The sequence below is a fragment of the Nocardia arthritidis NBRC 100137 genome (assembly GCF_001612765.1).
GTDB classification, from domain to species: domain Bacteria; phylum Actinomycetota; class Actinomycetes; order Mycobacteriales; family Mycobacteriaceae; genus Nocardia; species Nocardia arthritidis.
Genome location: NZ_BDBB01000062.1, coordinates 1 through 14488, shown reverse-complemented (window position 1 = coordinate 14488; position 14488 = coordinate 1). Strand labels below are relative to the sequence as shown.

The following is a 14488-nucleotide window of genomic DNA, read 5'->3' as shown; positions in this document are numbered from 1 at the left end:
TGCGCCGGAACCACACTCCAGCGCTCAGCCCCTCCGCATGAACGACGGCACGTCCACGTCGTCGTCATCGTCGCCGGCATCCGGCGGCGTGATGTGCGAGCGGGTGTTGCTCGTCACCGTCGGCTCGCCCAGAGTGCGCTGCCGTTCGGTGTCCCGGTAGCTCGGCAGCGTGCCACGGCCCGCCGCGGTCGCGCCGGAGGTAGCCGGTGTGCTGTCGCTGCCGCGCGCCGCGATCTCACTGGCGCGGCTCTGCCCGATCTCGCCCGAGCGCGCCGTGCCGATCGTGCTGCGGCCGGGATTCTCGAAGGTGCGCCGGGCCGGTCCGCCCCCGTCGAAGCCCGCCGCGATCACGGTGACGCGCACCTCGTCACCGAGCGAATCGTCGATCACCGTGCCGAAGATGATGTTGGCCTCGATGTGCGCGGCCTCCTGCACGAGCGACGCCGCCTCGTTGATCTCGAACAGACCGAGGTCCGATCCGCCCGCGATCGACAGCAGCACACCGTGCGCACCGTCCATGGACGCTTCCAGCAGCGGCGAATTGATCGCCGACTCGGCCGCTTTCACCGAGCGGCCCTCGCCACGCGCCGAACCGATTCCCATCAGCGCGCTGCCCGCGCCGGACATCACGCTCTTGACGTCGGCGAAGTCGACGTTGATCAGACCCGGGGTGGTGATCAGGTCGGTGATGCCCTGCACACCGTTGAGCAGCACCTCGTCCGCGGAACGGAACGCGTCCATCAGGCTCACCGCCGCGTCGCCGAGCTGCAGCAGCCGGTCGTTCGGGATGACGATCAACGTGTCGCACGACTCGCGCAGCAGGTTGATGCCGACCTCGGCCTGGTTCCCGCGCCGCTTGCCCTCGAAGGAGAACGGACGGGTGACCACGCCGATGGTGAGCGCGCCGAGCTTGCGGGCGATCTGCGCGACGACCGGAGCGCCACCGGTGCCGGTGCCACCGCCCTCGCCCGCGGTCACGAAGACCATGTCGGCGCCCTTGAGCACCTCTTCGATCTCGTCCTTGTGGTCCTCGGCGGCCTTGCGCCCGACCTCGGGGTCCGCGCCCGCGCCGAGGCCGCGGGTCAATTCACGGCCGACGTCGAGCTTGACGTCGGCATCACTCATCAGCAGGGCCTGGGCGTCGGTGTTGACCGCGATGAACTCGACACCTTTGAGTCCTTGCTCGATCATCCGGTTGACGGCATTCACACCGCCGCCGCCGATACCGACGACCTTGATCACCGCAAGGTAGTTGTGCGGGGGCGTCATGGGCTCTCGCCTTCCTTCGATCTAAAGCCTGTCGTTTCCGGATTCTCGGCACACCGCTCATGGGCCCGGTCCGGAGGTCGGTTCGCTGCGAAGAGCGAACCGCGGCTCGGGCAAACTCTAAAGCTCAACCATAGGGTTAGCGTTATGTCAAGTATCCGACTGTTGCGGAACGCTATTCGCAGCCGACGCGATACGCGCGCAGGCGCGCCGAGACGAGAGCCAGAATCTTGCGTGATCCCGCTCGCCTCGCCGCTCCACACGTCGTATGGTGAACGGTTGCCCCCCGGCCCCCTTCTCCGCGCCGGAATCACTTCCGGACCGCTGAAAATTACCTGGGCGCAATGGGTGTGGATCACTTTACCGTGACCAGATTGGGACTCGACACATCGAACACCGTTCCGGGGCGCGTCAACAACGGCAACACCACCGCCGCCTTTCGCTCGGCGTCGTTGCTCCCGCCCCAGAGTACCGTGCGGCCGTCCTTCAGATTCAGCGAAATATCCGAAATAGACCGAGCCGCAACCTCGCTCACCTGAACTGCCAGCGCAGGCGGCACGATGGCGAGTATCGCGACCGCCGCCCTGGTCACCGGATCGGCGCCGCCGGGATGATCGGTGATCAACTTCGGCACACCGATCGGCGCGGGCTCGACCGCGAATTCGACACCGTCGGCGTCCAGTAGGTGCGCGCCTTGCGGGCTGTCGTAGTACAACACCGCGGCGCGCTCGACCACGGTCACTCGGACAGTGGACGGAAATATCCGTTGCACCCGTGCCGAGCGCACCTTCGGAATGCTCACCACCCGCCGGGCGACGGCATCGGTGTCGATTCGCAGCATCGAGCGGCCGGAGGGAATTTCGAGCAGATCGCGCACCTGTTGCTCGGGGACCGCCGCCGCCCCCTCGATCCGCACGGTGCGTACCGAGAGCGCCGGAGTGAACCAGGCGATGGCACAGAGCGCTGCAAGAACGCACACGCTCAGCAATCCCCACAGGCGGATCCGGCGCCATTCGATCTCGCCGAACCGATCACCCGCGAGGCGCCCGGCAGCGCGCGCCGAGTCGACCCCGCGCACCCGGGTCACCGTCCGTGCTGGGGACGCGCCCGTAATCCGTCGAGAATCTGGGGGCCCAGCATCGTGACGTCACCGGCACCCATGGTGATCACCACGTCGCCCGGCAACGCCAGCCCCGCGACCTGGCGCCCGACCCGGGACATATCCGGCTGGTAGTGCACCGGCTTCGTCACCGACTGCGCGACCAGCGCACCGTTCACGCCGGGCAGCGGCTTCTCCCGCGCGCCGTAGACGTCGAGCACGACGACCTCGTCGGCCAGGCTGAGCGCGGCGCCGAAATCCTGCGCGAAGGTCGCGGTCCGGCTGTAGAGGTGCGGCTGGAAGACCACGATCACCCGCCCCTGCCTGGACCGGGCGCCGTCGCGGGCCTCCTGCTGGACCAGTTCGGCGGCGGCGCCGAGCACCGCGCGCACCTCGGTGGGGTGATGGGCGTAGTCGTCGAACACCCGCACGCCGTTCTCCCGCCCGGCGAACTGGAACCGGCGGTGCACACCCCCGAACCCCTCCAGGCCCTGGATGATCTCCCCCACCTCGGCGCCTGCGGCCCGGGCGGCGAGCAGGGCGCCGAGCGCGTTGAGCGCCATGTGCCTGCCCGGCACCGCCAGGCGCAGCGCGCGCGGCGCGGCCTCGTCGGCGAGCTGGAACTGCGCGATGCCGCCGACGTCGCGCGGCTCCCAGCTGTGCAGCCGGGCGCCCACCGGGACCGGCGCGTCCGCGAGCTCGCCGGAACCGTAGCCGAGGACCTGGACGTTCCGCTCGGCCAAGCGCTCTCCGACCCGCTCGGCCAGCGCCCGCGAGCCCGGATCGTCCAGGCACACCACCAGCAGGCCGCCCGCGGCGAGCCGGTCGGCGAAGTCGTCGAAGACCTGAACGTAGGCCTCGTCGGAGCCGAAGAAGTCCAGGTGATCGGACTCGATGTTGGTGACCACGGCGACGTCCGGGTCGTATTGCAGCAGCGAGCCGTCGCTCTCGTCGGCCTCCGCCACGAAGATGTCGCCGGTGCCGTGGTGGGCGTTGGTACCCGCCTCGTTGAGCTCGCCGCCCACCGCGAACGACGGGTCGACCCCGCAGTGCTGCAACGACACGATGAGCATCGAGGTGGTGGAGGTCTTGCCGTGGGTGCCGGAGACGAGCAGGGTGCGATGCCCTCGCATCAGCGACGCCAGCACGGTGGGGCGCAGCAGCACCGGGATCTCGCGCCGGTTGGCCTCGACCAGTTCCGGATTGGTCTTCGGGATGGCCGCGTACGTGGTGACCACGGCGGTCGGGCCACCGGGTAGCAGGTCCAAAGCGGTGGCGTCGTGCCCGATCCGCACCTGCGCGCCCCGCGCGCGCAGCGCGAGCACGCCACGGCTCTCCTTGGCGTCCGATCCCGACACCGCACCGCCGCGGGCGAGCAGGATCCGCGCGATGCCGGACATCCCGGCCCCGCCGATGCCGACCATGTGCACGCGTTCCAGCTCCGGGGGCAGCCCTGTGCGTTCGGTGACGGCGTCCGGCGCGGCCTGGTCGGCGGTGGTGTCGCTCATCGGCGCGCCACCTCCATCGCGATCCGCGCCACCTCGTCGGCGGCGTCGCGGTGCCCGGCGCCTGCGGCGGCCCGGCCCATCTCGATCAGCCGTGCGGGGTCCATGAGCAGCGGAATCACCTCATCGATCACGTACTTCGGCGTCAACTCGGAATCGGGGACAATTCTGCCACCGCCCTGGCGCACCACGGGCCGGGCGTTGAGTTCCTGCTCCCCGTTGCCATGCGGCAGCGGCACGTAGAACGCGGGCAGCCCGACCGCGGAGACCTCCGCGACGGTCATCGCGCCCGATCGGCACACCACCGCGTCGGCGGCGGCGTAGGCGAGGTCCATCCGGGACAGGTACGGCACCGCCGCGTACCGGACGCCGTCCGCACCGGCGGAATCATCCACCTCCAGCGTGTTCTTGGGGCCGTGCGCGTGCAGTACCGAGATGCCCGCGGCGGCGAGCTGGGCCGCGGCGCCGGAGACCGCCTCGTTCAAGGTTCGCGCGCCCTGCGAACCGCCGAACACCAGCAGCACCGGTCCTTCGGCCGGCAGGCCGAAGTGCGCCCGGGCCTCGGCTCGCAAGGCGGCGCGGTCCAATCCGGTGATCGATTCCCGCACGGGGATGCCCACCACGCGCGCGTTCGGCAGACCCGAGTCCGGGACCGCCGCCAGCACCCGCGCGGCGCGGCGGGCGCCGACCTTGTTCGCGATACCGGCCTTGGCGTTGGCCTCGTGCACCACCACCGGAACCGGCCGCCTGCGGCGCAGTACGCCCGCGCCCGCGGCGAGATACGCCGGCAGCGCCACGTAGCCGCCGAATCCGATGATCACGTCGGCCTCGACCGCGTCGATAACCGCCCGGGTCGCGGCCACCGAGGCGCGTACCCGGCCGGGCAAGCGCAGCAGATCTGCGGTGGGCTTACGGGGCAGCGGGACCGGAGGAATGAGCTCGAGCGGATAGCCGCGCTCGGGGACCAAGCGGGTCTCCAAACCGCGTTCGGTGCCCAGTGCCGTCACCCGGATCGAATCGTCGAGCCGCCGCAACGCGTCCGCCACCGCCAGTGCCGGTTCGATGTGGCCCGCCGTGCCGCCGCCCGCGACGATTACCGAGATCACCTAGATCTTCCCCGTTCTCTTGCGTGATTGACCGGATAACTTGGTTCCCAAGCCCTGGTGGCACGCGCCGAGCTGGTGCCACGGCTCTCCGGCGAGCGGCGCCGCGGCGGTTCCGCGCTGTACCGCCCGCCCCGCCCCCGCGGAAGCGCGGACGGTCCGCGGTCGGCCTGCCTGGGCGCCCGGCCGCGGCGGGCCGCACTCGCCCGGGCCGGTGCGTACACCTCGGGTTTGGGCAACCGCAACAGCCTACTGAAACGACCGTCCTGTCCGGCGTGCAGCGCCGCGACGGCCTCCGGCTCGTGTCGAGCGGCGTTGGCGATGAGCCCGAACATGAGCAGGGTGATCGCGAGCGATGAGCCACCGGCCGACACCAGCGGCAGCTGCAGTCCGGTGACCGGCAGCAAACCCACCACGTACCCGATGTTGATCATGGCTTGCCCGGCGATCCACGTCGTCGCGGCGGCGGTCAGCAGCTGCAGAAACGGATCCGCCGACCGGCTGGCGATGCGTAGGCCCGTGTAGACGAACAACGCGAACAGTCCCAGCACCAGCGCGCAGCCGAGGAAGCCGAGTTCTTCGCCGATGATCGCGAAGATGAAATCGTTGTGCGCGTTCGGCAAGTAGCTCCACTTGGCCCGGCTCTGCCCCAGCCCTCTGCCCCAGATCCCCCCGTCGGCCAGGGAATACAGCGCTTGCCGGGCTTGGTAATTGTCGCCTTGCGGATCGGAACCCGGGTTGAAGAAGGACCGGACCCGATTCGACCGGTATCCGGCGGACATCGCGAGCACGCCCGCGGCCACGACGCCGGAGACCGCGATCGTCACGAACAACCGGACCGGTAGGCCGCCGAACCACAGCAGGGCGCCGAGGATGATCCCGACCGCGACCGTGGTGCTGAGGTTCGGCTGGACCACGATCAGCAGACACACCAGCACACCCGCCGGGACGAGCGGAACCAGGATGTCGCGCAGACCCGAACCGATCGCGCGCCGGGAAACCAGCAGGTGAGCGCCCCAGACGATCAGCGTCACCTTCACGACTTCGGATGGCTGCACCGAGACCGGGCCGAGGATCAGCCACCGGCGGGCGCCCTGCACGCGGGTGCCGATACCGGGAACGAGGACGAGCACCAGCGCCAGCACCGACATCGCGAAAAGCGGGAACGAGGCTTGGCGTAACAGGCGCAGCGGAACCCGCAGGGCCAGATAGAACAGGACGGCACCGATCGCCGCGAACAGGGTCTGCTGGATGAACAGCGAGTACGCCGACCCGCCTTCCGCGTATTCCACGACTCCGGACGCCGACAGGACCATGACGAGTCCCAGGGCCGTCAGCAGTGTCGCGATGGTAACGACGAGGTGGAACGACGCGAGCGGGCGTGCCAGCCACGCCGCGGGCCCCATACCCGACGCCCGGCTCCGTTGTGGCTGCGCGCCGGTCTTCTGGATACCCGCTTTCGCTGTCGACCGCGTGCCGTTACCTTTACGCACCATGCGCCCCCCGGTTCACCCTCGGTCGTAACCGGAGCGGCGTCGGGATTTCTCGGCGCCGAAAGCGATGCGGCGGTGGGCCCGCTGGTCCGCGAAGGTGGTTCGGCCGACCGGAGTGGGCGTCCGGATCACACCCGCCCCGGTCGGCGGTCACCGCAAACCTCCGATGTCGGTGGTTCCCAGGTCACGTTCTTCCAGGGTGTGCACCGCCGCGGCGAAGCTGCGACCCCGGTGGGTGTAATCGGCGAACATGTCCAGCGACGCGGCGGCGGGAGCCAGCAGCACGGTGTCGCCGCGGCGGGCGAACCCGGCGGCCGCTCGCACGGCGCGCGCCATGACGGCGTCGGCCGCGGCGGTTCTCGACGCTTCGTCACCCATCCCTGCATCGTCTCCCGCGATCAGCTCGACCACCGGGACCTCGGGCGCGTGTCGCGCCAACGCGGCCGCGATCACCGGCGCGTCGGCGCCGATCAGCACGGCCGCGACCAGGCGGTCGGCGACCTCCTCGACGAGGTCCTCGACGTGCGCGCCCTTCAGCTGGCCGCCGGCCACCCAGACCACCTGCGGATGCGCCAGGATCGAGCAGCGCGCGGCATGCGGATTGGTGGCCTTGGAGTCGTCGACGAACTCGACGCCGGCCAGCTCGCGCACGAACGCGGCACGGTGCGGGCCGACCTTGTGCTCGATCAAGCCCTCCCGGACGAACTGCGGCGCGATGTCGATCGCCCTGGTCAGCGCGGAGGCGGCGAGGGCGTCGGCGACACCCGCGGGACCGGGCGGGCTGATGTCGCCCACCTCGGCCAGGATCGCGGCCTTGGTGAACGCGCGGTCGAGCAGCTTGCCGTCCACCACGCCGAGCTCGCCGTCGGCGGGCACGCCGACGCGGAAACCAACGGTCCGGCGAGCCTTGGACTTGCGAGCCAGCGAGGCCGCGACCGGATCGTCCAGGCCGACCACGCCGACCCGGCCGACCAGCGCCCTGGCCTTGGCGGCGGCGTAGGCGTCCAGGCCGCCGTGCCAATCCAGGTGATCCTCGGCCACGTTGAGCACCACGCCGGCCTCCGGGCGCACCGACGGCGCCCAGTGCAGCTGGAACGACGACAGTTCGACCGCGAGCACCTGCGGACCGGGGTTGCGCCGCAACGCGTCCAGGATGGGAAGGCCGATGTTGCCGCAGGCGACGCTGGCGATACCGGCGGCGCGCAGAATGGCGTGGGTCATCTGGGTCGTGGTGGTCTTGCCGTTGGTGCCGGTGACGACCAGCCATTTGCGCACCGGGCCGTAGATCCTGGCTTGGTCGACCCACCAGGCGAACTCCACGTCACCCCACACCGGCGTGCCCTCCGACACGGCGGAGGCCAGCACCGGCGAGTCCGGCCGCCAGCCCGGGCTGGTGATCACCAGCGCGAACCGGCTCCAGTCGGTGTTCTCCAGCTCCGCGGCGGTGGCCACGTCCAGCCCGAGCCCGGCCGCCTCGGCCAGGGCGGCGGCGCCGCCGTCGGTGACCACCGGGCGCGCGCCGATGTCGCGCAGCGGTTCGACCAGCGAGCGTCCCGAGACTCCCCAGCCCGCGACCAGGACGTCACGGCCGCGCAGGAATTCCAGCATGGGCCCGGGCGAGCGCAGGGCCCGCGGAGAATGTTCGACCATCTCGTTCACCCGACCGCGGAGAGGTATTCGCTGTAGAACAGCCCGAGCCCGACGGCGGAAGCCATCGCGGCCAGGAGCCAGAACCTGATGATCACCGTCGTCTCGGCCCATTTGCTGAGCTCGAAGTGATGGTGGAACGGCGCCATCTTGAACAACCGGTTGCGCGTGGTGCGGAAGACCGCGACCTGCAACACCACCGACGCGGTCTCGGCGACGAACAGCGCGCCGATGACGATCATCAGCAGTTCGGTGCGGGTGGTGATGGACAGGCCCGCCAGCAGGCCGCCGAGCGCGAGCGAACCGGTGTCGCCCATGAAGATCTTGGCGGGGGCGGCGTTCCACCACAGGAACCCGACGCACGCCGCCGCGCCCGCCGCGCAGACCAGGGCGAGGTCCAGCGGATCGCGCACGTTGTAGCAGCCGGTCTCGGGCTTGGTCTCGCAGGCGTGGTAGTACTGCCAGAACGTGATGATCACGTAGCCGCCCAGCACCAGGCTCATCGATCCCGCGGCCAGCCCGTCGAGTCCGTCGGTGAGGTTCACCGCGTTGGACCAGGCGACGACCACGAAGCAGACGAAGACCAGGAACACGACCACGCCCATGGTGACCGTGCTGATGTCGCGCACGTAGGACAGGTGCCTGCTGGCGGGGGTCAGCCCGCTCCCGCCGCGGAACTGCAAGGCGAGAATGCCGAAGATCACGGCCGCGGACAGCTGGCCGAGATACTTGCCCGCCGCGGTCAGCCCCAGGTTGCGTTGCTTGCGGATCTTGATGAAGTCGTCGACGAAACCCACCGCGCCGAGCGCCGTGGCCAGGCCGAGCACCAGCAACGCCGACGCCGACGGCCCATCGGCGTCGTAGCCGATGCCGATCAGATGGGAGCCGAGGTAACCGGCCCACATGCCGACCAGGATGGCGACGCCGCCCATCGTCGGGGTGCCGCGCTTGGCCTGGTGGCTGGCGGGACCGTCGACTCGGATCTCCTGCCCGAAGCCCTGCTTGGCGAACAACCGGATGAGCAGCGGCGTCAGCAGGATCGAGACCGTCAGCGCGATCGCCGCGGCGAAGAGAATCTGTCTCATCCTGCTGCCTCCGTGTCCTGTCCCGCCCCGTTGTTCGCCGCGCCGCCGCGTGCGGTCACGACGCCCGGGTCGGTCAGATGCTCGGCGACCTCCCAGAGGCCGACCGACTTCGATGCCTTGACCAGCACCACGTCGCCGGGGGCGACTTCCTTGTCCAGCAGTGCGATCGCCGCCTCGATATCGGGTACGAGGATCGATTCCTCACCCCAGGACCCTTCCATCACCGCGCCTTGGTGCAGCGCGCGGGCGGGCCTTCCGGTGCCCACGACGACCACCCGGCTGACGTCCAGCCGCACCGCGAGCCGTCCGATGGCGTCGTGCTCGATGACGGATTCCTCGCCGAGCTCGGCCATCTCGCCGAGCACCGCCCAGCTGCGCCGCGGCGTCCCTGCCGCGCGGGCCATGCTCACCAGCGCTTTGAGCGCGGCACGGACCGAATCCGGATTGGCGTTGTAGGAGTCGTTGACCACCGTGATCCCGTCCACCGTGGTCCGCACGTCCATCCGGCGGGCGGACGCGGCGCGCGCACCGGACAGCGCCGCGGTGACGGTGTCGAGGTCCGCGCCGCATTCCAGCGCCACCGCGATCGCCGACAGCGCGTTGCCCACCTGGTGCTCGCCGTGCACGGCCAGGCGCACCGGGGCGCTGCCCACCGGCGTGTGCACGGTGAACTCGGCCCTGGCCTGGTCGTCGAGCCGGATGTCGGTGGCCCGCACCTCGGCATTCGCGGCCTGCCCGACGGTCACCACCCGCGCCGACGTACGCGCGGCCATCGCGGCGACCTGCGGATCGTCGGCGTTGAGCACGGCCAGCCCGGTCGGCGGCAACGCCTCGACCAGCTCGCCCTTGGTCTTCGCGATCGCCTCGCGGCTGCCGAACTCGCCCAGATGCGCGGTGCCGACGTTGAGCACCACGCCGATGCTCGGCGGCGCCACCTCGGCCAGCGCGGCGATGTGCCCCGGCCCACGCGCGGACAGCTCGAGCACCAGGAAACGGGTGCCCGCGTCGGCACGCAACGCGGTCCACGGGTGGCCGAGTTCGTTGTTGAACGAACCCGGCGGTGCCACCACCGTGCCCAGCGGCGCCAGGACGGCGGCCAGCAGGTCCTTGGTGGAGGTCTTGCCGGACGAGCCGGTGACGCCCACGACGGTGAGTCCGCCCTCGGCGGCCAGACGCGACACGCTGGCGCGGGCCAGCGCGGCGAGCGCGGTCAGCACGGCGGCGCCGGAACCGTCCGAATCATGGCTGAGCGCAACCGAACTCGACGGCACGGCGCCACGGGCCGGGGTGACCACGATGGCGGGCACGCCCACCGGCCGCGCCGCCAGCACCGCCACCGCGCCCGCGGCGATCGCCGCGGCCGCGTAGTCGTGGCCGTCGGAGCGCTCGCCCGGAAGCGCCAGGAACAGATCGCCGGAACCGATTCGGCGCGAATCGAATTCGACCGCACCGGTCACTCGCACCTCCGGGTCTGCGACGTCGTGCAGCGTGCCGCCCACGACGTCCGCGATGTCCCGCAGTGTCATCTCGATCATGAAACCGTCAAGTCCTCCGCGTGGTTTCCTTGCGGACTGCGTCTTTCCAAAACGGCCGCGAGTACGTCGCGGTCGTCGAACGGGTGCTTCACGCCCTGGATCTCCTGCCCTGCCTCATGTCCCTTGCCCGCGATCAGCACCGCGTCACCGGGTCGCGCCCACGCCACCGCGGCCGCGATGGCTTGCGCCCGGTCACCGATCTCCCGCACCTCGCCGCGTTCGGCCGCCGGGACCTCCAGCGCACCGGAGCGCACGGCGGCGCGGATGGCCGCCGGGTCCTCGGTGCGCGGGTTGTCGTCGGTGACGATCAGCAGGTCGGCGCCGCGCGCGCCCGCTGCGCCCATCAGCGGCCGCTTTGCCGCGTCCCGTTCGCCGCCCGCGCCGACCACCACCGCGAGCCGTCCCGCGGTATCCGCCGCGAGATGCCCGCGCAGCGTGGCGATCACGGACTCCAGCGCCGCGGGCTTGTGCGCGTAGTCGACGATCGCCAGGAAGTCCTGCCCGCGCTCCACCCGCTGCATCCGGCCCGGCACGTCCACGGTCGCCAACGCGGGCGCCGCGGCCGACGGATCGACGCCCGCCGCGGCGCACACTGCCACCGCGAGCAGGCCGTTGGCGACGTTGTAGTGGCCGGGAAGCCGCAGGCGCACGGGAATTTCCCCCTGCGGACCTGCCGCGGTGAAGTCTTGTTCGCCGCCGTGCGCCGACACCGCGCCGGTGACGCTCCAGGCGGCGGTCCGGGTGGTCGACACGGTGACGGGGTTCGCCAGACCGGCGGCCAGCCGCCGGCCCCACTCGTCGTCCACGCAGACCACGGCGGTGCGCGCCGCGACCGGCGAATCCGGTTCGAACAGCTTGCGTTTGGCGGCGAAATAGTCCTCGAAGTCGGCGTGGAAGTCGAGGTGGTCCTGGGACAGGTTGGTGAACGCGCCCACCGCGAAACGTACCCCGTCCACCCGGCCCAGCGTCAGCGCGTGGCTGGACACCTCCATCACCACCGCGTCCACGCCCTGCTCGACCATCAGCGCGAACATCGCGTGCAACTGCGGCGCCTCGGGGGTGGTCAGCGCGCTGGGCACCCGCCTGCCGCCGATCCTGGTCTCGATGGTGCCGATCAATGCGGTGGACAGCCCCGCGGCGGCCAGACCCGCCTCCACCAGATATGAGGTGGTGGTCTTGCCCGAGGTCCCGGTGATCCCGACGATGCGCAACCGTTCGGACGGATTGCCGTAGATCGTCGCCGACAGCTCGCCGAGTACGGTCCTGGGGTTCTCCCGCACCAGCACCGGCACCCCGAGCGGCCCGGCCAGCTCCGCGCCCGCCGCGTCGGTCAGCACCGCGACCGCGCCCTGGGCGACCGCCTCCCGCGCGAAACGCGCGCCGTGCGCGCGGGCGCCGGGCAGCGCGGCGAACAGGTCACCGGGGAGCACCGCATCCGAGCGTTGCTCGATGCCGGTGACCGACACCCCGTGTACAGCCGATTCGGGGCTCGTCGCGGCGCCGATGACGGCGGCCAGCGACGCCAGCGGCGTTGACGGCGAATGCTCTGGCCGCAATGCGCGCGGTTGACCGGACTGCACAGAAACCAGGCTCCTTTCGGGGGGCGGTGATCGACGTGTCAGGTTACCGGCGACCGGTCACGGCGGGACCATGCGCCCCATCGCAAACCCGGGGAGGTCGCCCACCGCACCCTACGGGTTCGCCCACCCGGTCCGGACCGCGCCACGCGGCGCCCGGACACCCCCGGGTGAGGACGCGACGCGCACGGCGCTGCGCCGCGTGCCCGCGCTCCTCGAACACCGCGCTCACCTGCTGTTTCCTCCGCACAGATCCGATGTCTTCGCTACCGTTCGCACACCCCGGTCACACCGGGCCGGAAAGCTCGATCACCCCGCCTGCAGGACGAATTGCCTGGACGGCTGCGAGGACGGCGGAATTCGGTCGCGCTGCAGCGCCCAGGAGGCGATGTTGTGGAACAGCGGAGCGACCGAACCTCCGCCGGAGCCGTCGGAACTGCGGACGGGCGCGTCGAGCATGAGCCCGATCACGTACCGCGGATTGTCCGCGGGAACCATGCCCGCGAACGTGATCCAGAACGACGACGTGGAGTAGCACCGGCAATTCCGGTCCACCTTCTGCGCGGTACCGGTCTTGCCCGCCACCTGGTAGCCCGTGATGGCCGCGGGCCATCCGGTGCCGTTCTGGTTGGCGTTCATCGGGTCACGCTGCACCACCGCCTGGAACATCGTCCGCAACGTGGCAGCGGTCTGCTTGCTCACCACGCGCACGCCGTCCGGCTGCGTCTCCTCGGTGCGGGTTCCGTCCGGTGCGATCTTCGCCCGCACGATCCGGGGCGGGATGCGGACGCCGTCGTTGGCGATCGCCTGGTACATGCCGGCCATCTGCAGCGTCGTCATCGAAAGGCCCTGCCCGATCGGGAGATTCGCGAAGGTGCCGCCGGACCACTGATCACGGTCGGGCATCAGGCCCGCGCTCTCGCCCGGCAGGCCGATGCCCGTGCGCTGCCCGAGCCCGAACCGGTGCGCCATGTCGGCGAAGTGGTCCTCGCCCACGCGCTGCGCGAGCATCAGCGTGCCCACATTGGAGGACCTGCCGAAAATGCCCGTGGTCGTATAGGGCTCGACGCCGTGCGCCCAGGCGTCGTGCACGGTGACGCCCGCCATCTGGATAGCGCCGGGCACCTGATGCACCTCGTCCGGATCGGTCAGGCCGTATTCGATGGCCGCGGCGGCCGTGACGATCTTGTTCACCGAGCCCGGCTCGAACACGTCCGTCACCGACGGGTTGCTCAGCTGGGCATTGGCCCACTTCTGCGGGCCCAGGCCCGGGTTGAAGGTGTTGTCGTTGGCCATAGCCAGGACCTGCCCGGTCTTGGCGTCCAGGACGACGGCCGAAGCGGAGCCCGCGCCGGACATGTCCTTGGCCTGCTGCACCTGCTGCTGCACGTAGTACTGCAGATCCGAGTCCAGGGTGAGTTCTACGGCGGACCCGTTGACCGCGGGCTGCTCATCGCGCCAGCTGCCGGGGATGACCGCGCCGTCGGAACCGCGATCGTAGGTGTGCGATCCGTCGGTACCGGCCAGCGCCGAGTCCAGTGAGGACTCGAGCCCGACCTGCCCGTGGCCGTCCCAGCCGACGGCGCCGACGACGTTCGCCGCCAACGACCCGCCGGGATACACCCGGGGGCTCTGCTGATCGGAGCCCACTTGCGGGAACTTCTCGGTGATCTCGTCCGCGATCCGGGGATCCACGTTCTGAGCGAGGAACACGAATTGCTCGTCACTGTTCAGCTTCGCGAGCAGGTCCGCTTCCGCGGGCGCGTCTCTGCCGAGCTTCTCGTGGATGGTGCGCGCGATGTCGCGTAACCGCTGGTCCGGATCGGGCGCCTTGTCGCTTTTGGCCTTGGCGTCCGCCAGCTCCTTGCGGACCGCGACCGGCCGGAAGTGCAGGGCTTTGGCCGAGACGGTGAAGGCCAGCGCCTTGCCGTTGCGGTCGTTGATCGGACCGCGGATCGCCGGGTCGGGCTGATGGGTGGTGCGCTGGCTGGCCGCCTGTGCGGACAGTCCCGGCGCGGCGACGCTCTGCACCCACAGCAATTGCATCGTGACCACCGCGAGCGCGACGAGCATGACCACCCGGCCGACGCCCAGACGCAACCGGAGCGGACCGTCCGGGACAGCCTTGGCCGAGGGCCGCTGCCTTCCTGCGGCGCGCGGCGCCGCAGGCCCGCGGCG

General features: G+C 70.7%; 10 protein-coding genes. All 10 read right to left on the bottom strand.

What is annotated here, in order from left to right:
• Nucleotides 1-24 precede the first annotated feature (24 nt).
• Nucleotides 25-1269: a cell division protein FtsZ gene (gene ftsZ, locus NA8_RS30230; protein ID WP_063053719.1), complete on the bottom strand. Its 1245-nt coding sequence runs from the start codon at nucleotides 1267-1269 to the stop codon at nucleotides 25-27.
• A 352-nt stretch (nucleotides 1270-1621) separates the two neighbouring features.
• A complete protein-coding gene (locus NA8_RS30225; protein WP_245664064.1) occupies nucleotides 1622-2344 on the bottom strand; it encodes a cell division protein FtsQ/DivIB in 723 nt (240 codons plus the stop codon).
• A gap of 5 nt (nucleotides 2345-2349) precedes the next feature.
• Nucleotides 2350-3873 carry a UDP-N-acetylmuramate--L-alanine ligase gene (gene murC, locus NA8_RS30220; protein ID WP_063053718.1) on the bottom strand — a complete coding sequence of 508 codons (1524 nt, stop codon included), beginning with the start codon at nucleotides 3871-3873 and terminating at the stop codon, nucleotides 2350-2352.
• On the bottom strand, nucleotides 3870-4976 hold the full coding sequence (gene murG, locus NA8_RS30215) for an undecaprenyldiphospho-muramoylpentapeptide beta-N-acetylglucosaminyltransferase (protein WP_063053717.1): 1107 nt from the start codon (nucleotides 4974-4976) through the stop codon (nucleotides 3870-3872). The genes murC and murG overlap by 4 nt, the downstream gene beginning before the upstream one ends.
• On the bottom strand, nucleotides 4973-6379 hold the full coding sequence (gene ftsW / locus NA8_RS30210; RefSeq protein ID WP_063053716.1) for a putative lipid II flippase FtsW: 1407 nt from the start codon (nucleotides 6377-6379) through the stop codon (nucleotides 4973-4975). The genes murG and ftsW overlap by 4 nt, the downstream gene beginning before the upstream one ends.
• Before the next feature lie 237 nt (nucleotides 6380-6616).
• Entirely contained in the window at nucleotides 6617-8074 is a 1458-nt protein-coding gene (murD, locus tag NA8_RS30205; RefSeq protein ID WP_062977373.1) for a UDP-N-acetylmuramoyl-L-alanine--D-glutamate ligase, read from the bottom strand.
• A 47-nt stretch (nucleotides 8075-8121) separates the two neighbouring features.
• A complete protein-coding gene (gene mraY, locus NA8_RS30200) occupies nucleotides 8122-9198 on the bottom strand; it encodes a phospho-N-acetylmuramoyl-pentapeptide-transferase (protein ID WP_062977371.1) in 1077 nt (358 codons plus the stop codon).
• Nucleotides 9195-10733 (bottom strand): UDP-N-acetylmuramoyl-tripeptide--D-alanyl-D-alanine ligase, encoded by a 1539-nt coding sequence (locus NA8_RS30195; RefSeq protein WP_063053715.1) that lies wholly within the window; start codon nucleotides 10731-10733, stop codon nucleotides 9195-9197. The genes mraY and NA8_RS30195 overlap by 4 nt, the downstream gene beginning before the upstream one ends.
• On the bottom strand, nucleotides 10730-12313 hold the full coding sequence (locus NA8_RS30190; protein ID WP_174550160.1) for a UDP-N-acetylmuramoyl-L-alanyl-D-glutamate--2,6-diaminopimelate ligase: 1584 nt from the start codon (nucleotides 12311-12313) through the stop codon (nucleotides 10730-10732). The genes NA8_RS30195 and NA8_RS30190 overlap by 4 nt, the downstream gene beginning before the upstream one ends.
• A 306-nt stretch (nucleotides 12314-12619) precedes the next feature.
• A partial coding sequence (locus NA8_RS30185; protein ID WP_439957437.1) for a peptidoglycan D,D-transpeptidase FtsI family protein occupies nucleotides 12620-14488 on the bottom strand: 1869 nt, incomplete at its 5' end.

Excerpts from the sequence above, each read along its gene's own strand:
- mraY (WP_062977371.1), bottom strand. The coding sequence starts at position 9,198 with ATGAGACAGATTCTCTTCGCCGCGGCGATCGCGCTGACGGTCTCGATC.
- NA8_RS30195 (WP_063053715.1), bottom strand. The coding sequence starts at position 10,733 with ATGATCGAGATGACACTGCGGGACATCGCGGACGTCGTGGGCGGCACG.
- ftsZ (WP_063053719.1), bottom strand. The coding sequence starts at position 1,269 with ATGACGCCCCCGCACAACTACCTTGCGGTGATCAAGGTCGTCGGTATC.
- murC (WP_063053718.1), bottom strand. The coding sequence starts at position 3,873 with ATGAGCGACACCACCGCCGACCAGGCCGCGCCGGACGCCGTCACCGAA.
- ftsW (WP_063053716.1), bottom strand. The coding sequence starts at position 6,379 with ATGGGGCCCGCGGCGTGGCTGGCACGCCCGCTCGCGTCGTTCCACCTC.
- murD (WP_062977373.1), bottom strand. The coding sequence starts at position 8,074 with ATGCTGGAATTCCTGCGCGGCCGTGACGTCCTGGTCGCGGGCTGGGGA.